The 19328-nt window shown below is 66.5% G+C and carries 21 protein-coding genes and 4 pseudogenes; 11 read left to right on the forward strand and 14 right to left on the reverse strand.

The annotated features are described in order from the left end of the window. The first annotated feature begins 900 nt into the window (after window positions 1–900). On the forward strand, window positions 901–1497 hold the full coding sequence (locus HEB94_RS04250; protein WP_192748725.1) for a dihydrofolate reductase family protein: 597 nt from the start codon (window positions 901–903) through the stop codon (window positions 1495–1497). 4 nt (window positions 1498–1501) lie between these two features. Then, entirely contained in the window at window positions 1502–2089 is a 588-nt protein-coding gene (locus tag HEB94_RS04255; protein WP_192748726.1) for a dihydrofolate reductase family protein, read from the forward strand. Window positions 2090–2685: 596 nt separating this feature from the next. On the opposite strand, the pseudogene HEB94_RS54335 reads toward HEB94_RS04255, so the two are convergent. Next, window positions 2686–2820: pseudogene (locus HEB94_RS54335) on the reverse strand (hypothetical protein); the annotation flags it as partial. An 83-nt stretch (window positions 2821–2903) separates the two neighbouring features. Beyond that, window positions 2904–3416 carry a response regulator gene (locus tag HEB94_RS04260; RefSeq protein ID WP_192748727.1) on the reverse strand — a complete coding sequence of 171 codons (513 nt, stop codon included), beginning with the start codon at window positions 3414–3416 and terminating at the stop codon, window positions 2904–2906. A 23-nt stretch (window positions 3417–3439) separates the two neighbouring features. On the opposite strand from HEB94_RS04260, the pseudogene HEB94_RS04265 reads away from it, so the two are divergent. Beyond that, a pseudogene (locus HEB94_RS04265) lies at window positions 3440–3922 on the forward strand (IS630 family transposase); the annotation flags it as partial. Here the strand turns inward: HEB94_RS04265 and HEB94_RS50165 are convergent. The 5 genes and pseudogenes from HEB94_RS50165 to HEB94_RS53320 form a co-directional block, all read right to left on the reverse strand. Next, window positions 3920–4140, reverse strand: a pseudogene (locus HEB94_RS50165) (IS630 family transposase); the annotation flags it as partial. The pseudogenes HEB94_RS04265 and HEB94_RS50165 overlap by 3 nt on opposite strands. Before the next feature lie 43 nt (window positions 4141–4183). Beyond that, window positions 4184–5260 carry a CobW family GTP-binding protein gene (locus tag HEB94_RS04275; protein WP_192748728.1) on the reverse strand — a complete coding sequence of 359 codons (1077 nt, stop codon included), beginning with the start codon at window positions 5258–5260 and terminating at the stop codon, window positions 4184–4186. Continuing rightward, the gene (locus HEB94_RS48975; RefSeq protein ID WP_202896110.1) at window positions 5260–5769 is read right to left on the reverse strand and encodes an MFS transporter; all 510 of its coding nucleotides are present in this window, start codon (window positions 5767–5769) and stop codon (window positions 5260–5262) included. Before HEB94_RS48975 ends, HEB94_RS04275 begins: the two co-directional genes overlap by 1 nt. Window positions 5770–7026: 1257 nt before the next feature. Then, the gene (locus HEB94_RS53315; protein ID WP_337918596.1) at window positions 7027–7245 is read right to left on the reverse strand and encodes an N-acetyltransferase; all 219 of its coding nucleotides are present in this window, start codon (window positions 7243–7245) and stop codon (window positions 7027–7029) included. 46 nt (window positions 7246–7291) lie between these two features. Continuing rightward, window positions 7292–7420: pseudogene (locus tag HEB94_RS53320) on the reverse strand (hypothetical protein); the annotation flags it as partial. A 205-nt stretch (window positions 7421–7625) separates the two neighbouring features. Here HEB94_RS53320 and HEB94_RS04290 point away from each other — a divergent pair. Both HEB94_RS04290 and HEB94_RS04295 read left to right on the forward strand, forming a co-directional pair. After that, window positions 7626–7784, forward strand: a complete 159-nt coding sequence (locus tag HEB94_RS04290; RefSeq protein WP_192757185.1) for a hypothetical protein — start codon at window positions 7626–7628, stop codon at window positions 7782–7784. After that, entirely contained in the window at window positions 7781–8098 is a 318-nt protein-coding gene (locus HEB94_RS04295) for a hypothetical protein (RefSeq protein WP_238361943.1), read from the forward strand. The genes HEB94_RS04290 and HEB94_RS04295 overlap by 4 nt, the downstream gene beginning before the upstream one ends. Here HEB94_RS04295 and HEB94_RS04300 read toward each other — a convergent pair. Beyond that, complete coding sequence (locus HEB94_RS04300) at window positions 8095–8433, reverse strand: hypothetical protein (RefSeq protein WP_192748729.1); 339 nt, start codon at window positions 8431–8433, stop codon at window positions 8095–8097. The genes HEB94_RS04295 and HEB94_RS04300 overlap by 4 nt on opposite strands. A gap of 93 nt (window positions 8434–8526) precedes the next feature. On the opposite strand from HEB94_RS04300, the gene HEB94_RS04305 reads away from it, so the two are divergent. Then, window positions 8527–9093 (forward strand): helix-turn-helix domain-containing protein, encoded by a 567-nt coding sequence (locus HEB94_RS04305; RefSeq protein WP_192748730.1) that lies wholly within the window; start codon window positions 8527–8529, stop codon window positions 9091–9093. Window positions 9094–9116: 23 nt separating this feature from the next. On the opposite strand, the gene HEB94_RS04310 is transcribed toward HEB94_RS04305, so the two are convergent. After that, window positions 9117–10376, reverse strand: a complete 1260-nt coding sequence (locus tag HEB94_RS04310; protein WP_192748072.1) for an IS701 family transposase — start codon at window positions 10374–10376, stop codon at window positions 9117–9119. Between the two features lie 144 nt (window positions 10377–10520). On the opposite strand from HEB94_RS04310, the gene HEB94_RS04315 reads away from it, so the two are divergent. Beyond that, window positions 10521–11309 (forward strand): transposase, encoded by a 789-nt coding sequence (locus tag HEB94_RS04315; protein ID WP_202896111.1) that lies wholly within the window; start codon window positions 10521–10523, stop codon window positions 11307–11309. On the opposite strand, the gene HEB94_RS04320 is transcribed toward HEB94_RS04315, so the two are convergent. The 3 genes from HEB94_RS04320 to HEB94_RS04330 all read right to left on the reverse strand — a co-directional run bounded on the left by HEB94_RS04320 (window position 11195) and on the right by HEB94_RS04330 (window position 13979). After that, window positions 11195–12133, reverse strand: a complete 939-nt coding sequence (locus HEB94_RS04320; protein ID WP_192748731.1) for a metal ABC transporter permease — start codon at window positions 12131–12133, stop codon at window positions 11195–11197. The genes HEB94_RS04315 and HEB94_RS04320 overlap by 115 nt on opposite strands. Beyond that, window positions 12130–12963: an ATP-binding cassette domain-containing protein gene (locus HEB94_RS04325; protein WP_192748732.1), complete on the reverse strand. Its 834-nt coding sequence runs from the start codon at window positions 12961–12963 to the stop codon at window positions 12130–12132. The genes HEB94_RS04320 and HEB94_RS04325 overlap by 4 nt, the downstream gene beginning before the upstream one ends. A gap of 68 nt (window positions 12964–13031) precedes the next feature. Continuing rightward, window positions 13032–13979 (reverse strand): metal ABC transporter solute-binding protein, Zn/Mn family, encoded by a 948-nt coding sequence (locus tag HEB94_RS04330; protein WP_202896113.1) that lies wholly within the window; start codon window positions 13977–13979, stop codon window positions 13032–13034. Window positions 13980–14226: 247 nt separating this feature from the next. Here HEB94_RS04330 and HEB94_RS04335 point away from each other — a divergent pair, with 247 nt between their 5' ends. From HEB94_RS04335 to HEB94_RS52215, 4 genes are all read left to right on the forward strand, one after another. Next, entirely contained in the window at window positions 14227–14712 is a 486-nt protein-coding gene (locus HEB94_RS04335; protein ID WP_337917462.1) for a Fur family transcriptional regulator, read from the forward strand. Between the two features lie 218 nt (window positions 14713–14930). Further along, window positions 14931–15272, forward strand: coding sequence for an ArsR/SmtB family transcription factor (locus tag HEB94_RS04340; protein WP_238361417.1), 342 nt, complete (start codon window positions 14931–14933; stop codon window positions 15270–15272). Window positions 15273–15286: 14 nt separating this feature from the next. Then, entirely contained in the window at window positions 15287–15586 is a 300-nt protein-coding gene (locus HEB94_RS50170) for a hypothetical protein (protein WP_192748734.1), read from the forward strand. Window positions 15587–16560: 974 nt separating this feature from the next. Beyond that, window positions 16561–16692, forward strand: a complete 132-nt coding sequence (locus HEB94_RS52215; protein ID WP_273374876.1) for a hypothetical protein — start codon at window positions 16561–16563, stop codon at window positions 16690–16692. 21 nt (window positions 16693–16713) lie between these two features. Here the strand turns inward: HEB94_RS52215 and HEB94_RS04350 are convergent, their stop codons facing one another. Next, on the reverse strand, window positions 16714–18024 hold the full coding sequence (locus tag HEB94_RS04350; protein ID WP_202896114.1) for a Dyp-type peroxidase: 1311 nt from the start codon (window positions 18022–18024) through the stop codon (window positions 16714–16716). Between the two features lie 12 nt (window positions 18025–18036). Then, window positions 18037–19257: a copper chaperone PCu(A)C domain-containing protein gene (locus tag HEB94_RS04355; protein ID WP_337917463.1), complete on the reverse strand. Its 1221-nt coding sequence runs from the start codon at window positions 19255–19257 to the stop codon at window positions 18037–18039. Window positions 19258–19328: the final 71 nt, after the last annotated feature.

The following is a 19328-nucleotide window of genomic DNA, read 5'->3' on the forward strand; positions in this document are numbered from 1 at the left end:
GCGATCCCGTCCTCGTCCGTGCGGCGGCGGTGTTCGAGGCAATCCGCCAGCCGGATTACCTCCCCAACGTTGCTTGACGAGGCACCAGCAACTGCCTTCTCGAACTCACCGCGCGAGTTCCGCACCAGGCGAGCAGCACATGACGTCAGCTTCCACGGCTCCGACTTCAAGGGCATCCCACCACCCCGTCATCGGAGGCATCCACCTGACTTGGAGGTTGTGGACCTCCCGCCGACCCCGGCATGTCACCGGTGGTTTAATCGCCGAGCCGGCTCCGCGCCCGCGGACGTACTCAGCCTGCTCGCTAGCTGGGCCATCCGGCCTCGACACCTCCAGCAGGCCAACCAGATCGAGCAGACGGAACCGACCCGCACGACCACTCGACGGCAATCACGCAGCGTCAACCGTCGCAGACCCAAGACAGCGCCCTCGAGGAGAGGGCAACGGACGGCTCGAATCAGTTCGTTGGACGCGCTGATGGCAGGCCGCCTGTCTGCGCTGCCGGGATTGCTCTTGTCATCGATCACGGACACCAGGTACTGCATCTGAAGACCATCTCCTGGGGTGTCAAGGCAGCGGGGTACGCAGATCGCAGCTGCAGGGGACGGCACCAGGTTCACGCTCGTAGGCGACCTGACCATTCGCGACGTAACCCGGACGGTGACCATCGCATGCGAGTTCCTCGGGATCGACGAGACGGGCCTGCAGGGCGAGCCCCGCGTCGGGCTTTCCGGCGCACGTCGGTACGTCGTTCCGACTTCAACGTGGGCGCGTCGTCGGTCGAAGGCAGCAAGGTGGTCGTCGGTGACACCGCGCTGGTCGAACTCGACATCCAGGCTTTCCTCGACCACTAACTGCACGCGTCACCCCGTTCGACCTACCCGAAAGGACCGATGACCCATGAGCAAGATCGTGCTGCATATGTCGATGTCGGTGGACGGGTTCATCACCGGCTTGGACGACGGGATGGATCACGGACTCGGCGTCAACGGTGAGCGGCTGCACGACTGGCTGCGCGCCGGCGACATCGATCCAGGCTCGCACCGACCTGTCGACGAGACCAACGCCACCGTGTTCGACGAGGCGATGGCCACGGGAGCGGTGATCACCGGTCGGCGCACCTTCGACCACGCGGGCGGCTGGGCCGGCGACCACCACGACGGAGTCCCGATCTTCGTGCTGACCCATACCGCACCCGCCGATCCCGCACCAGGATCGGCGCGCTACGTCACCGACGGCATCGAGTCCTGCGTCGCGCAGGCCAAGGCCGCGGCCGGCGGCCGCGACATCATGCTGCACGGCGCCGCGACCGCGCAGGCGTGCCTTCGTGCCGGCCTGCTGGACGAGCTGGAGCTGCAGCTGATCCCCGTCCTGCTCGGGCAGGGACGCCGGCTTTTCGAAGACCTGCCGCCCGACCACGTCGAGCTGGAACTGCTGCGTTCCCTGGACGGACCTGGCGTGCTTCACCTGCGCTACCGCGTGCGGACGGGAGACTGAGGCGATGGGGATCATCCGGCTGTACATGACCATGTCCTTGGACGGCTACGTCGTCGGGCCGCAGGACAGCATGGACGCGCCGATGGGCATCGGCGGGTTCCGGCTCTTCAACTGGCTCGACCGGCGCAACGAGCCCGGACCGAGCGGTCAGGTGATGAGCGAGGTGAACGCCACCCGTGCCGTGATCTCCGGGCGCCGCACGTACGAACACGCGCGCCGCTGGCAGGGTGACCACCACGATGGCGTACCAGTCTTCGTCCTGACTCACGACGTCCCATCCGATCCGCCGCCGGGCAGCGTCCGCTACGTCACCGATGTGCGGGAGTGCGCCGCACAGGCCCGGACGGCGGCCGGAGATAGTGACGTGATGGTGCACGGTGCCGGCGCGGCCCAAGCACTACTGCGCGCAGGGGAGCTCGACGAACTGGAGCTGCACGTCGTACCCGTCCTGCTCGGGCAGGGACGACGGCTGTTCGACAACCTTCCCGCAGAGCACATCGAGCTCACCCTGAACCGCGTACCAACCACCCCCGACGAGGAGGACCTCGCCCGCCGCGTCACCCACCTGCGCTACCACGTCCGCCGCCAATAACGCACCACAAGGCGTGGCTGGTCTCAGACGTGGTGCAATGTTCGCCGTCGTCCGCCGGGGTCCGTGGATGGCGCTGACCTGCGTAGACGTTCTCCTGCGGTGGGTGGCGGACGCGGATCCCTCGCCCTGAAAAGCGGTGGGTCGGCGGTTCGACCCCGCCTCTGCCCACCGCATTCCCCCAGATCAGCGGTTTAGAGGCTCGCAGCAGATGCCCGTCGGGAGCCGTCGCAGCTGGATCAGCAGCCTCGGAAAATGAGGCCGTGAGCGGCATCGTGCCTGGTCAGCGGCGTCGTTCGCCCCGGACCCGATTCCACGCGACTGCGGCGACCGAATCGGATCAGCCCGAGCTTCGACGGGATCAATAGTCGTCACTCATGTAGCCGGCCGCGGGATCCTCGGCGGCGCCGGACAGCCACTGGTTGAAGACCTCTGCAGCCTGGTCCAGGCGGAGGGTCGTAGATCAGGTCACGCACCCGTATCACCCCGCCGGGCTGCAGCGCAGCCGCGATTCGGGTGAACGCCTGCGTCTTGCACTAGTCCGGCAGTTGGTTCAGCGCGTGCCGGGTGTAGACGCCGTTGGCGGGCTCGCCGGTGTGCTAGGAGAGGAACCCGGCGCGATACGCACTCCAGGTTCGCCAAGCCGCGGCCCGCGCCCGCAGGCTGGCCTGCATCGCCGGCGAGATGTCCACGGCAACGACGCGGCCGAACCGGTTGGCCGCGGCCAGAGCGAACTGTCCGAAGCCGCCTCATGCCACCCGAGGACTACCGACACCAAGCCCGTGACGCGCAACTACCAACTCCGACACCGGGTCCATCAGTCCAGTGGGACGAAGTCGCTCTCGTAGGCACGGATGACTGCCTGGACCCGGTCCCGCACCCCGAGCTTGGCGAGGATCCGTCCGACGTGGGTCTTCACTGTCTCCACGGTCACGTAGATCCGAGCCGCTATCTCGGCGTTCGAGAGCCCAGACGCGATCAGCCGGAGCACTTCGCCCTCGCGCTCACTCAGCATCGGCAGGCCCGGCCGGTCCGGACCGGCCTGCACCGCGGGGGCGACGAGCCGGCGCAGCGCGTCCGGGAAGAGCAGGGAATCACCGCTGTGCACCGTGCGGATCGCTGCCACGACGGACTCCGGGGCGGACCGCTTCAACAAAAATCCCTGCGCGCCTGTCCGCAGCGCCTCCGAGACGTAGGCGTCGTTCTCGAACGTCGTGAGGACGAGCACCTTCGTGTGGGGGTGGCGCTCACGAATGATCCTGGTCGCCTGGATGCCGTCCACCCGCGGCATGCGTACATCCATGCAGACGACATCGGGTTGGTACGACATCGTGGCGGACACGGCTTCGGCAGCCCGGCGTGCCGGCCCGCGCCAGCCACGACTACAAGCGAGCCGGTACCTCCACCCTCTACGCGGCGCTCGACCTCACCACGGGCAAAGTTATCGGGTCACTGCACGCCCGGCACCGAGCCATCGAATTCAAGAAGTTCCTCGCCACCATCGACGCGCAGGTTCCCCCCGACCTGGCCGTGCACGTCGTCTTGGACAACGCCTCAACGCACAAGACCCCGACGATCAAACGCTGGCTGGCAGCCCATCCACGCTTCGTCTTGCACTTCACCCCAACCAGCTCATCCTGGCTCAACCTCGTCGAGCGCTGGTTCGGCGAACTCACCACCAAGAAACTACGCCGCGGTACACACCGATCCCTCCGCGAACTCAACACCGACATCCGCAACTGGATCAAAAGCTGGAACGACAACCAGCGGCCCAACGTCTGGACGAAAACGGCAGACCAGATCCTCCAGACCATCACCCGATACTGCACACGGATCGGCGGGGACCGTGGCGTCGATCTTTGCCAGGAACTTCTTGAACTCTGCGGCGCGGTGACGGCGGTGCAGCGCACTGATCACGGTCCCGTCGGCGGTGTTGAACGCCGCGAACAAGCTGGTGATCCCGTTCCGCACATAGTTGTGGCTAGGCCGCTCGGGCATGCCGGGCATCATCGGCGCACAGGCTGGGACCGGTTCAACGCCTGTATCTGTGGCCGCTACCACGGGCCCGCTGGACAACCTTGCGTCGAGGTGGCTCGGTCAGGCGACCATCCACATGCTGAGTCTGCGGTACTGCTGAAGCCGCCCGTATCCGGCTGCCCGGGCGATGCCGGCAGGCGACAGCGCGTGCTCGAGCCGTCGACGTGCGGTGTCGACGTCGAGTTCCAGACCGACGGCGACGAGTTCGCTGTCGGTCGTGCTCACGGGGGCGCTCACGATGTGAATGGAAGTGCCGACAAGGTTCACGACGTACCCACGTACGCTGCGGCTGGACCGCACGGCCACGCGGCCCTTGATCCGGTAGGCACCCGGTGGCGGGTCCTCCAGTAGGTCGATGAGACGTCCCGGATCCACAGGGCCGGGGGACTGGACAGTTGCCGCGGCTGCGTGCTGGTGCCCGTCGTGGGGGTGCTCCTCACGGTGCGTCGCAAGAAATGGAAGCTCGTCGGGAAGATCCCGCGTCGACGCGACGTCGAACAGCAGGGCTGGGTCGATCCGGCCAGCCGAGGTGCGGACGATGTGGACGTTCGGGTTGGCCTCGCGGACCCGTTGCTCGATACGTGCGAGGGTCGCCTCGCGGTCGGCGGTGGGCAGCCGGTCACACTTGTTGATCACGACGAGCGAGGCCGCCGAGAACCTCGACGGGACCACGTCGCCGGTATCGACGGTGTTGAAGTACTCGACCGCGTCGACGACGTCGATGAGGCCTCCCGGCCGCATACCCTCAGCTGTGCTGAACTGGATCAGCGTAGCCAAGGCGAGAGGCTCAGCGACCCCGCTCGCCTCGACGATCACGACGTCCAGGCCCAGCCTGGGTCGGCTCAGTTTCTCCAGTGCCTGGTCGAACGCATCGTCATCGACCAGGCAGCACAGGCATCCACCGGCGAACGACGCAGGCTCGTCTACCTGACCGCTCACCATCGCGGCATCGACGTTGATGTCACCGAAATCATTGACCACGACGCCGATGCGGGCGTCTGACTGCCGCAGCAGATGGTTCAGCAGCGTGGTCTTGCCCGCCCCGAGGTGCCCGGTGAGTGCCACCACCGGGAGAGTCGATGCACGGGGTGGATTGGCGCTGCCGTGGGTGTTGATGATGCCAGACTCAGTTGTCATCACATTGGTTCCTTACCTGTGCGGGTGGAGAAATGGCGGGCGCTGGGCACCAGGCAGGCGATGGCCGGCGCTGCAAGGCAGACCCACCGCGCACACAGCGAGAACAGCCGTAGCGCCGAAGGCGTCGATGGCGGGTGGGCGATCACCGCGAGACCGATCGGCGGCAGCCCGTAGGACACCAGGAAGTCCAACGAAGAGACCCGTGCCAGCTTGCTAGGTGCGACCTCGCGTTGAGTGGCGGTGAACCACGGCACGTTGAACAACTCGATTCCCATCCCGACCACTACGTAGGCCCCGACTATGAAGGTGGGATGGACCGCAAGCATCAGCACGAGCGGCGTGAACCCGTACAACGCCAGCCCGGCCAGAGCCACCCAGCCCTGGTTGCGCGGCCGCCAACGCGCCATGGTCACCGCGCCGATCAACGCTCCAACGGTGTAGCCGGTCATGGCTCCCGCGAGCACCACCTCGCTGCCATAGCGGTCGCGGCTGACCAGTGGCAGCGTCACCCCCTGTCGCGGCATAGCCGGTGGCGATGACTGCTGTCAACGCGGCCAACCCGGCCAGGAACCACGGATGCCGGCGGGCCTCTCGAACCCCGTCGGCGAATTCGGCGACCAAGCCGACGCGCGCTGGCCCGGCCGCTGCCGCGTGCCGCCCGCGCGGAGATGCGAGCGCGGCGACCAGCCACAGCAGACCAGTACCAGCTAGAAGCGCCGTCGTAGCCAGGAATGCGCTGAGCAGCGTGGCGAGTCCCGGCCCGGCCAGAGTGGTGACAAGTACCGCCAGCGTCATCGCCGTGTTGGCCTGCTGCCGGCGCTCGGCGCCTACGACCTCGGCGGTCAGCGCCTGGAAGGCTGGCTGGAAGGCGCCCTGTCCGCAAACCCACGATGACGGCAGCCACGATCATCAGCCACACCGACCGGCCAACGCCCGCGGCGATCAGGGGGGATCCTGCCGCCGCGGCAAGCCCGGCCCAGAGCACGACCGCACGGCGCGAGTACCGGTCAGACAGCACACCACCCACCGCCACCGCGGCCAGGAACCCCAATGTCCGGGCTGCCAGCACCAAGCCGGGCGCCCACGCCGTCAGGGTGCGGTCGAGCACCCCGAGGCCGAGCACGAACGCACGAGTCCAGGTCGCCAGCCCCGAGGCCGTCGCGCCCGACCACAGCCGCAGGAACGTCAGCTCTTTGAGCACCGAGCGCGTACGGCCAGTTCCGACGCCGGTTGTGACGCGTGATCCTTGCACGCGAACTCCTGGGCTGTTCGTACGACTGACACTTGTTGCAAGCTGTTTGCGGATAGCTACTGGCATGCGTGAAAGCCGATCCTAATGAGAACGGTTTTCATTATACTATCGGACTGTTGGCCGCCTGCTGGCGTACGGGAAAGCTTGATGATGTTTGCCCGTTGCGGGCGATCGTCGCCATCAGTGTTGCGCTGTCCACCCGTTGGCGGCATGGGTCGGTTCAGCCGAGACCGTTGCGGGACCAACGGCGGCATCCCGGGCCGTGACGCTCCTCAGCTGTGGCCAGCGCTGACCTTCGCCCGACCACCGAAGCGCGCGGTCACGCTTGACCTGCCGTCGACCGCAACAGCGGCGGCGCTGGGCTTACCGGGCCTGATGGCCGGGACGTTCGGATGTCGTCGTGCCGTCATTCACCGAGAACTACACCAGGGACCGTGCAGCACCCGGGCCGAACTGTGTCAGCTCGGGTTGCCGCGCGTCGAAGTGACCGAGCAGCGGCTCCGTGCCGGCTGGATCAACGCAAGCCGATGTTCACCCGATCCAGCCGCGGTGAGGCCCGGCCCGACCAGCTGGCCCCGTGCCGGACGGGGAAGTCCCGGGGCTGTCCGCGCGAGGCTCGCTGAGTGCTGTCGACCAGCTGATACCCGTGCTTGCGGTACAGCGAAATAGCGGCCGCGTTGTCGGCCAAGGTAATGACCTCGCCGTCGAAGGTGTCGCCGTAGATCGCGCACACGGAAAATGCCCTGCTCCCTCGCGACCTCGGTGAGCGTGGAGGACCGGGCGGCGAGGTTCGGCTCGAGGAACACCGCGGGCACGCCGAGGGTGTGGATGGTCTCGGTGAGCTTGCGCCGGTCGGCCAGCGACGCCTCGGTGGACGGGTTCGGGGTGACGAAACCCGCCACCTTCATGTGGTAGGCGTCGGCGAGGTAGCGAAGGCGTCGTGCGTCGTCACCAAATACCGGTTGAGTTCGGGAACCTCGGCGACGGCGTCGCGCACGTAGTCGTCGGTGGCCTCCAGCTCCACCAGATAGGTATCAGCTGTGGGCGGGCTGGAACAAGGAGTCGGTCGACTACGGTCTGCTAGAAGGTCCGGTCCGCTGTTCCCTGGACGCGGTGGAGGGGGCGGGCAAGCTGGCCGTCTACCAGATCGGTCTCGCCGGTCCGCAGGTCGTCTTCGACTCCGGTGAGGACCTGCCGCAGCACCTCGACCTGCCGGCACCACCCATGCGCACGCCAACTGGGCCTTCACCGCGGAGGGCATCTACCACCTGAGGTTCAGCTACACCGCTCCCACGACGTCCGGTACGCGTCCGACCGACACCGGCACGATCGCGGTCGCCGTGGGAGGTGAAAGCCGGCCGGCTGGTCGCTCCCACGCACGCGGCATCGTCGGCTTCGACGTCCACGACTGGCACAACGGCCACCTCCACCGCCAACTCGCGTTCGTCGACAACGGCGCCAACGCCGAGCCGCCGCCACCTGGTTCTCGCCCGACCTCGCCGCGGGCGCCTGGTTCAACCAGGCGCCACGATCCACAAGCCCGCCGGCACCTTAGTGGTCGACGTCGTAAGTTCGTCGGGGGTTAGTCGGTGGTCCAGGCGGTCGGGTCGTTGAGGTAGAGGCCGCAGGCGCAGTCGAGGGCTTCTTCTGCGGTGCCGGCAGAGTTGCCGTCGGGCAGGAACGAGTCTTCGTATTTGTCTTTGCTGGCAAGGTAGATGGCGAAGCCCCACTGGTTGGCGTAGCCGCCGTAGCGGAGTCTGCATAGCGGCTGGGTGGTGCCGTCGGGGAGTTGGCCGGTGATGTAGGCGAAACTGCCGTGGAAGCGGACGTCCACGCTTGTGAGGGCGGGCCAGCGTTCACGGGCACGGGCGTGGACCCGGTAGGACAGTGACGCTTTGGTCGATTCCGGCGGTGTCGGCATGGGATCTATCGTGCCGTAGCCGCTTGTTTCGTCGTGCCCTGCGTGTCGTACCGGCTCACGCACTCGCCCCTGCAACATGATCGACGAATTCTGTTGTCGATCACGAAGTGGCTCCTCATCGTGGGTGTTTCCCAGGCCGTGCAGATCCGGCTGTCCGCCTCAGAACGTAACGGGTTGGGGAGGATCGCGCGTGGCCATAAGAGCCCGGTCAGGGACAAGCTGCGAGCTCAGATCGTGTTGGATGCTGCCCGAGGGCTACCCAATACTGTGATCGCCCGCAGGTGCGGGGTGGTGGAGGACACGGTACGCAAGTGGCGTGGCCGGTTCGCGGCGGAAAGGCTGGAAGGGTTGAAGGACCTGCCACGCTCGGGTCGTCCACCCTCGTTCACGCCGGTGCAGGTTGTCGAGGTCAAAGCACTCGCCTGCCAGATACCCGCTGATGCTGATGTGCCGCTGGCCCGGTGGAGCTGTCCGGAGCTGGCCCGCCACGTCGTCGCCGCCGGTGTCGTGGAGTCGATCTCGACCTCGACCCTGCGGCGCTGGCTTAGTAGGACTTTGTCATGTCGATCATGGTGGGGCGAGTGCTTCGATGTGGTCGATGGTGACTTCTTGTCGGCAGGTGGGGCATGCGCCGGCGATGAGGGCGAGCACGATTTGTAGCTCGTGTACGACTGCGTACAAGCTCAGGCCGGCGCATCCTGTTTTGGGTCGAGTCTGACCATGGTGCAGAAAGCTTGGGCGATCGCGACGAGTGTGACGTGGCGGTTCCAGCCGGTCCAGGAGCGTCCTTCGAAGTGGTCGAGTCCGAGCCCGGTTTTCAGTTCGCGGTAGTCATGTTCGATCCGCCACCGGATCTTTGCCAGGTCGACGAGCTGATCGATCGGTGTGTCGGCAGGCAGGTTAGAAAGCCAGTAGTCGGTAGGCTCGTTCGCCTCATCGGGCCATTCGACCAGCAGCAGCTTCGCCGGCAAGGTCCCATCGTCTGCGCGAGGGATGTCGCGGTTGGCCGGACGTACCACGAACACCGCGAACTTCGAGGTCATGGCAGCACTCGGATTACCTTTCGTTTTTCTGGTCCCCTGCCGCCACGCCACCTCCTGGTAGGCATCGCGGCCGGCCGCCATGGCGATCTCGCGCAGACTCGATGCCGGCTTCGGGTAGTGGGGCTTGGGACGTCTGCCACGACCACCGTTACGTGGCGGTCTCACCGGCTCCGCTTCGCCGGGGTGGGCGCTGGTGCCGGCTTTGAGTGCGACCACATAGTCCAGACCACGTTCTTCCACGCCGAGCCGGAACCTGGTGCAATCCCCATATCCGGCATCGGCAACGACGGGAAGCCTCGGCGACCCCCATTCGGTCTGCTCATCAAGCATGTCCAGCGCGAGCCGCCACTTCTCGACATGCCTCACGTCGTCAGGGACTTTGGATTCGGCTCGCTTCCGGCGGACCTTCTCGGCCTGCTCAGGATCATCCCAGGCCTTGTCGTCCCAGCTTTCCGGGCAAAACAACCGCCAGTCAACCGCCGCCGAGCAGGTGTCGTTGACCGCGTGAACACTCACCCCGATCTGGCAGTTGGCGGTCTTGCCCAACGTCCCGGAATACTGCCAGGCCACACACGCCGAGGCAGGCCCGTCCTTGGGGAATCCGGTGTCGTCGATCACGTATGCCCGCGGCCCAATCGCCTGCGCAGCCCACGAGCTCAACCTGCGCCGCACCGCGGTGAAATCCCATGTCGAGGAAGTGACGAACTGCTGCAACCGCTGATGATCCACACCCAGCCGCTCCGCCATCGGCTGCATCGACTTACGCCGACCATCAGTCAACAGGCCACGCAGATACAACTCACCCGTGGCACGCTGATCCGAACGCGCAAGACAACCCAGCATGTCGGCTGCGAACTCGCCAAGCCTCGGCCGCAACTCCGCTATCTGATCAGGAGTCATGCACCGACCATGTCAGAACATCAACCACAGAACACGAAACGACACACCTAACAAAGTACTATTAGGGCTGATGCGATCAAACCCTGGCAGTATCGGTCGTGGATCTTCCCCCGCGACCCCGATTTTGCGGCCAAGGCGGGCCGGGTGCTCGACCTGTACGCCGGCATCTGGGAAGGCGAGTCATTGGGCGAGGACGAGTATGTGATCTCCTCTGACGAGAAAACCTCGATCCAGGCCCGCTGCCGCTGCCACCCCAGCCTGCCACCGGGAACGGCCCGCATGATGCGCATCAACCACGACTACGAACGCGGTGGGGCGCTGGCCTATCTGGCCGCCTACGACATCGGCCGGGCAACTGTGTTTGGCCGCTGCGAACCCTCGACCGGGATCGAACCGTTCATGGCGCTGGTCGAGCAGGTGATGACCCAGGAACCGTACGCGTCGGCGAAGAGGGTGTTCTGGGTTGTCGACAACGGCTCCTCTCACCGCGGCAAGAAAGCGATCAATCGGCTGGCGAAACGGTTCTCCAACGCGGTCATGGTGCACACCCCAGTACACGCCTCATGGCTGAACCAGATCGAGATCTACTTCTCTGTCGTACAACGCAAAGTCGTCACACCCAACGACTTCACCGACCCGGCCGAAGTCGAACACCGCCTACTGACATTCGAAAAACGCTACAACGCCACCGCCAAGCCATTCCGATGGAAGTTCACCAGAAACGACCTCGACGATCTACTCACCAGAATCGACCGGCACCAGACAGCCGAACCAGCCAGGAGGACCTCCGCAACTGTGGCGGTGTCGCGCAGTGGTGGCTACGGCCGGCCGCTGGCGCCGGCCACCTCGCGGGTGCGCGAGCTACGGGCCGCGCGCACCGAGTGCCAGCCGCGGCGGGTACGGCGGCTGCCGATGACGCGGCAGACGACGTAGATCGCGAAGGAGATGGTGGTGACGTAGGGGCTAATGGGGACACTACTGCCGAGCGCGAGCAGGATGCCGCCCACGACCGAGGTGAAGCCGAAGGTGACGCTGAGGATCGGTACCATGCGGGGCGAGGCGGTGACCCGCATGGCCGCGGCGGCAGGGGTGCAGATGATGCTCAGCACGAGCAGCGCGCCGATGATCTGCACCGACATCGCAACAGCCAGGCCAAGCAGGAGCATGAAGATCGTCGACAGGGCACCGACGGGGACGCCGCGGGCGGCGGCCAGTTCAGGATCGGTGCTGGCAAAGCTGAGCGGGCGCCACAGAATCGCCAGGCCGATGATCACGACCACCGAGGTGCCGATCAGCCAGGCCAGTTGGGGTGCGTCGATGGCGACGATCTGGCCGGTGAGTAGCCCGAACTTGTTCGCGGCGCGGCCCTTGTACAGGGCGAGGAAGAGCACGCCGAGGCCGAGGCCGAAAGGCATGAGCACGCCGATGATCGAGTTGCGGTCACGCGCGCGGGCGCCCAGGGCGCCGATCAGCACGGCGGCGAGGATCGATCCTGTCAGGGACCCGATGACGACGTTGGCGCCGATCAGCAGGGCGGCCGAGGCGCCGGCGAAGGACAGTTCGCTGATCGCGTGTACCGCGAACGGCAGTTCGCGCATCATCACGAACGCGCTGATTAGCCCACCGACCACACCGAGCACGGCGCCGGCGATGATCGAGTTGTGGACCAGGGCGAGCAGTTCGCCGTAGTGGGCGAAGCTGAAGATCTGGTGCCAGACGTCCAAGCCTGCCGTGGAGTCGGCCAGTAGGTGGCTCACGGCAGGCTCACCTCCCCGAACGTGGACTGGCCGGTGCCGCCGGGGTGGTGGGTGTCCTCGGGAGTTTCCGGGATACCGGCGACCAGGATCCGGCCGCCGCTGCGCACCACCTCGATGGGGACGCCGTACAGCTCACTGAGCGTGGTGGAGTTGAGCACTTCGTCGACATTGCCGACCCGGAACCGGCCTCCAGCCAGGTAGAGGACCCGGTCGACGTAGGGCAGCACAGGGTTGATCTCGTGGGTGACGAACACGATCGCGGTGTCGTGCCCGCGGCGGCGCTGATCGACCAGTGAGGTGATCGTGCGCTGGCTGGCCAAGTCAAGGGAGAGCAGCGGCTCGTCGCACAGCAGCATGTCAGGGTCAGCTGCCAGCGCCTGGGCGATGCGCACCCGTTGCTGCTCGCCCCCCGAGAGCACTCCGATGGGGGTGTCCGCGAACTGTTCGGCTTCCACCTCTGTGAGGACCTCCTGGATGCGCCGCCACGGCACCCGCCCCGGGCGGCCGAACCCCCATCGGTGCCCATCGATGCCCTGCCGCACGACGTCTTTGGCGCGCAGCGGGGTGAGCGGGTCGATACGTCGCTGCTGCTGGATGTAGCCGATGTGCCGGCTGCCACGTTGCGCCGGGCGCCCGGCGATCAGCAGCGTGCCCGCCGTGAGCGGCTGCAGGCCGAGGATCGCGCGTAGCAGGCTGGTCTTGCCCGAGCCGTTGGCACCCAACACGGCGAGGAATTCGCCCGGATGGACGTCGACGGTGAGCCCGGACCACAACCGTCGCGTGCCGTAGGCGAGCGCGGCGTCGCGGAGTTGTAGAACGGGTGCGCTCACGGTCGACCTCCAATCCAAGCTGTGTTTCCTGCGGTGGGCGGCGTTGCTCGCCCCATCCGGTGGGGGGCTTACCCGAGCGCGGACTGGATGGCCGACAGGTTTCCGCTCATCCAGGTCGGGTAGTCCTTGCCCGCCGGCAACGTCTCGGTGATGGGCACGACCGCGATGTGGTTGGACTTGGCCGCGGCCAGGACCTTCTCGGTCTCCGGACCGGAGGTCTGTTCGTTGTAGGCGAGCAGTTTGACCTGCTTGTTGTTGAACAGGTCCAGGGTGTCCTTCAGCACGGTCGGCGAGAGGTCGGTGCCCTGCTCGATGGCCTCGCTGAACTCCTCCGGTGTCTTGTTGTCCAGGCCGCAGGCTTCCAGCACGTACAGCGGTACCGGCTCGGTGATAGCGACCCCATCACCGGAATGGGCCTGCTTGATCGAGGCCTCGGTCGACTCGAAGCCTTGCAACTTCTGCTTGAACGTCGCGGCGTTCGCCTTGAAGGTCGAAGCGTCGGCTGAGTCTCCCTCCGACAACGCCGACACGACCTGGTCGGTGAGCTTCGCCACCGTCGGGAAGTCGTACCAGACGTGCTCGTTCAGCTCACCACCGGCCGGTGCGGTCTTTCCGGAGATGTCGACGACGTTGAGCACCTTCGCAGAGGGGTTGTTGGCCGCCTTGAGCATCGTGTCGATGAAGTCGTCGTAGCCGCCGCCGTTCTCGATCACGATGTCGGCCTTCGATAGCTCCAGCTGGTTCTGCGTGTTGGCCTCATAGGAGTGCGGATCGGCGTCCGGACTGGCGATGATCGAGGTGATATGCACCTTGTCGCCGGCGATCTGCTTGACGATGTCGCCGTAGACGTTCGTGGATGCCACGACGTTCAAGGTGACCGGCGAGGGGCTGCTCGATGCGCCGCCGCCGTCACCGCCGGAGCCGGTGTCCGACGACCCCGATGAACCACACCCGGCCACCAGCAGGGCTGCTGCGGCCACCCCCGCGCCGAGAACCCCCAAACGACGTGACAGCACGGCTTTCCATCCCTTCGTCAAGCATGAAGTGATAATGAAGTTCATTGCTGGTGCATGCTAGCGCCGCTTCCTGTGCCGCCATCGGATGGGTGCTCCAGAGGGCCGAGCGCACAGGTCGGAGTGATGGGCGTTTGCAGCAACACCCTCGGGCTTAGGCGGGTCGCAAACCCAAGATCGCGACGGCCCCAGGTCCGTGGCCGGCGTACCACGCCTGGTAGGGACTGCCAGGTCAGGTAGCCTGGGGCGCGTGACCAACGCGACATCTGCGACCCGGGGCGGCCGGCGAGGCGGGCTGCCCACGCGCGCCACTGCCCCATCGACGCAGCAGCGCGCGGCAGCGCCGAGTCGATCGACGCGGCAAGGTGCGGCCGTCGAAGGAGCACTGCGCGCCCAAGACGGTTTCCGCAGCGCCCAGGAGATCTACACGGCTCTACGCAGCGCCGGCCAGAATGTGGGCCTGTCGACGGTCTACCGGCATCTGCAGGCTTTCGCCGAGCAGGGGCTGGCTGACGTGATCCACACCGCCGAGGGCGAGACCGCGTATCGCCTCTGCGACCTGTCCGCGGACCGCAAGCACCACCATCACCTGGTCTGCCGTGACTGTGGCCGCGCCGAGGAGATCGAAGCCCGGGCGATCGAACGCTGGAGCAAGCAGGTGGCTACCACCCACGGCTACGCCGAGGTCGACCACACCGTCGAGATCTTCGGGGTGTGTCCCGACTGCGCGGCGTAGGGCGCGCACCGTCGGCCGTTGCCGTGAACGCGAGTCGCCCTGCCCCCGCGGCGCGCTCCACCGGGACTCGCATCGGCCCGCACCGATCCCGGCTGTCGGGCGTGGGATCCCAGGTTTGGTTGGCCACCGCTACTGGCGGGCCTTGGTACTGCCGACTCCGCTGATCATCCCCCGACGGGGTCAGCGAAACGACACCGTCAGCGGCGTTGCATGCATATATGTTTATGCGTTATCGTCGCTCCGTGGGCGATCAAGCGTACGAGCCGGCCAGTGAGCTGTTCCGCGTGCTTTCCGCGCCCTTGCGGTTGTCGATCATCGATCGACTTACCCGTGGACCGGCGCCGGTCCACGAACTAGTGTCAGCGACCGGCCAGTCGCAGCCGCTCATATCGCAGCACCTGCGGGTGCTGCGATCAGCGAAGCTGATCCGGGTCGACACCCAGGGTCGGGAACGGATCTATTCGCTGGCCGACGAGCACGTCGCGCACATCGTGTCCGACGCGATTCGTCACACGCGAGAGCCCTACACCGACACCGGAAACAGCGAAACTGATAGTTGAAGGCAGTGAGCACTATGAGCGCACCCGCACACACCGAGCACGTCTCACACGAACACCAGCACGGCGAGGGCTGCGGCCACGTCGCCGTCCCGCACACCGACCACGTCGACTACGTGCACGAAGGCCACCTGCATCGCATCCATGACAGTCACGTCGACGAGTGCGAGACCAGGGAACACGCCGAGCACGTCGGCCACGATCACCAGCACGGCGAGGGCTGCGGCCACGTCGCCGTCCCGCACACCGACCACGTCGACTACGTGCACGACGGCCACCGACACGCCGGGCACGCGGGTCACTACGACGAGCACTGACCGGCGCCAGACCGCTACCCGGCCGAAGTCGTCAGCCGCCCTGCGCCTGGAGCGTTTCCGCACCCGGTGCAGGCGGCTGACTGCTCATGGGCCCCGCTGTCACAGGCCCCCAGTCATGCCGGCCTCTTGGGTTCGGGTGCGATCGAGCCATTGATGTCGGCCAGCTTCAAGCGGATGCCGCCTCATCACCGGCACGGGCTGTCCCGTCCGCAGGACGGGCCTCGGCAGGACGGCTGCGTGCAACGTTCTGCGGCCAACGCGACCGTCCCCGTAGCGCCCGGACACTGATCTGCTAGTCCGCACCTGCGTGCATCGAGAACGATTGTCGTTCTCTGTTAGGCTGGCGGCTGTGCCGGACTGGATTTCTGTGGTCCCGCTGACCGGGCACCTGGGAGTGGACACGACGACACCGCTAAACCGCGTGCAGCGTCAGCCCGGCGCTCGCCTCGGGGGGACGGTCAACAGTCGATGCGGGCCGGCTCGGCACGATCGGCCACCGGCTGGACGCGTGCCGACGGATGGAACGGATGCGTGGCAGCACCTGTCCGGCGTGGGTCTTCTCCGGACTATCAGGAACCGAGTCCACTCAGCACCCCCGTCCTCCGCCACGGCGGCCGGCACTCCACGATCGGCACGTGACGCTCGGCGACGTCCCACTCGACCCGAACCTGGTCACGCACATGCGCGGGCACACGGCAATGAGTGGCCCCACCTGGAGCACACGGCACAGCTGAGACCTGCTCGGGCCGCTGGCGGAGATAGCCAACGTCCGGCCCATCGATTTGTCTCGAGGCTTGCGAGCAGGCCAATGCCTGATCGTGATCCAGCCCTCTCCCCGGGGACCGCAGGGCTGGCGGACGCCCCGGCTGGCTCGGCTTGGTCAACGAGGCCGAGGTGTCGCGGGTGTTCTGCGGTGAGTGAATGGCGAACGCTGGAGGTCAGAGCAGCGATTGCTGGTGCGAGGAAGCAGACCAGTGCGCAGGGAGCCAGCACTGCCTGGGCCCGAAGGCCTGGACGGCGGGGAGCGGATCTCGCGCTTCGTCGTCGTGACGTCTCGGCTCCGCGATGCCCTGATCAGCGCGGCGGACCGCCAACACAAGAAGTAGTAATTGATTGCCGTCTCTGGCTTAGGTGAGGAGTTCCTCCGCGATGAAGCCGGCGCCCGGAGCGGGTGGCACCGCGAAGATCGCGCTGCCCTCGTGTCGGATATAGCGGTTCAAGGCGTCTCCGCCTTCCGCGAGGTGGCGTTGGATCCGGATGAACCCGGTCGCGGGATTAGCCTGCCAGGCCATGAACAGCAGACCGGCATCACGTTGACCCCGTTCGTCCCAACCCCGGTCGTAGTTATAGCTGCGACGGTAGATCCGGGATCCGTCCACGTTCTGTGGGCTAGACAGCCGGATGTGGGCGTTCGGCGGGATGGCCCTCCGGCCACGGCTGTCTGTCAGGGTGAGGTCGACCGGCGTGAACTCCCCCTTCTCACCAAGCGGCGCGCCGTCCTCGACTCGCCGACCGATCACCCGCTCGCGCTCACCTCGGTCGAGGTCGAACCAAGAATCGAGGAGGATGCGAACACGGCGGACCACAAGGTAGCTTCCTCCGCGCATCCATGCCGGCGTGTCGGGATCGCGGTCGAACACTGTCGCCTCGAACAGGCTCGAACCGGGCTTGGGATTCCCGGTGCCGTCCTTGTGACCCATAAGGTTGCGAGGCGTCGCACCCGGAGAATCCGCGGCCGCGACCGTCCGCACGAAGCCGTCCAAGGACCAGCGAACGCGTGCGACCTCCTCGCCAGCCTTGGCCAACATCTGCGCCGCGGTCGCGCACGCGACAGGATCTTCGGCTCCGACCACGACGACGAGGTCGCCGCCACACCATGCCGGCTTCAGCGCGTCACCAGGAAACGGAGGTATCTCCACAAGCCGGGTCGGCCGCCCCGGCTCGATACCGGCCTTGTCGAAGGCCGACGGTCCGATACCGACAGTGGCCGTCAAAGAGCTGGGCGCCAGACCGTAGGCGGGCGACCCGGCTGGAAGCTCGGCGAGGCCCCCGACGTGGATCCGGGTGATGACCTCAGACCACCGCCGCAGGAGCTGGCCCAGCCTTGCTTGGGCGCCTGGGCGTCCTCCATCGGAGGCGAGCAGGTCGAACGCGACGGTGCGGCTGAAGGCAGTCGGTGGTGTATCAATCCCTCCTTGTCGACCAGGCGTCTCTACCGCGCGAGTGCGAGCACGGGCAAGGCGCGCTCGCGCGGCCTCCTCCAGTTGGTCGCCTCCATGGGAGCCGGTGGTCGTGGCCCCAACTTCCTGGGCGGGCCACAGCGCATGCCCAGCTGCCGTACCAGCACCGATTCCGACAGCTCCACCCAATCCGGCGATCCCAAGGAGGCGGCGCCGGGACACGCGGCCACCCTCGCTGTCAGCCTTGCCCTTAGTCACCGCACTCCCTACTCACCGCGTCTCCTCACCCGCCTGGGCGCGTGCGACGACTGGAAGATCCAGCCGCAGTGTCGAGGCGACCTTGCCCGCCTGGCCGGCGAACCGGAGAGTCAGCGGTAGGCGTCCGCCAGCAGGGACTGGCTGGCGCAGTCCTGTCACCATGAGGTGGTCGCCGCCAGGCCGCAACGTGCGCATGCCGTGGGGAGGGATGCTGATCTTGTCCACGGGTTTCATCGACGCCGCGCCGGCACCGGTGCTGACGGTGGTGTGCAGTTCGACTCTCGTGGCCGCCGGGCTCGAGGCTGACACCAAGTCGATCGCGTGAGACGCGTTGTTGACGATCGATATGTACGCCGCGGTCATCGCCGTCGAACCGGAACGGACCGGCGTGGCCGCGTAGGCCGACTGCACAGTGATCTTCCCGACGGTACCGGTGGCGTAGTTCACCTCATCGTTGCCCTGGCCGTGCGTTGCCGAGGAGTTCGGGGCGGAGCTGGCACCCGCCGCGGCCCCGTATCGAGCAAGGAGCCTCGGCAACTCCTCCACGTAGTTCTGCACCGACGTGCCGGCCTGGAAGTAACCGATCTGGTGACCGCCCGGACGCAGAGCGACCACCTGCGCACCATGTGAGACCTCATAGTCGCCTTTGGTCACCTTGGGGGGCTCGACGCCGACGCCGTATCGATGAGCCGAGGTGACCACCTCCTGGATCGGGGCGCTGATGCCCACGAAGCTCGGATCGAACTGTCCGAGCCAGGACTTCAACTGGCTGTCGGTGTCACGCTTGGGATCGGTGCTGATCATCACTACCGAGATACGCGCACGCTCTGCGCGCGAGAGGGATCCCATGGTCGCCGCCAGGTCTGCCATGGTGGTCGGGCACACGTCCGGGCAGCGGGTGTATCCGTAGTAAAGGAGGGTGAGGTGCCCGTTCGGAACCGAATCGAATGTCCATGCGCGCCCATCAACCGTGGTGAACGACTGTGAAGGCGGCTGCTCCCCATCATCTGGAAGAGCGACGAAGCCGTTCTCGGGGGTGAGGGACGAGCCGCTGCGCTGAACGACAGCCGCTGCCCCACCGCTCTCGGTGCTCGGCGCATGGCCTCCACAGCCGGCCAGTAGGGCCGCGGTGGCGAGCAGCGCGGCGCCTACGCCAAGGGACGTGGACAACCGCGAGAAGGCTAATCTCCTACAGGCGGTAGTAGACATGGTTTCCGAGTGTGCCACACCCATGGCGGCACCGGATGCCCGGCCTCGCCGAAGTCGACGGGGCGCACGGTTCGCTCTTGAAGTGTTGCATTTGG

It is taken from the genome of Actinopolymorpha pittospori (genome assembly GCF_014873875.1).
Taxonomy (GTDB): Bacteria; Actinomycetota; Actinomycetes; order Propionibacteriales; family Actinopolymorphaceae; genus Actinopolymorpha; species Actinopolymorpha pittospori.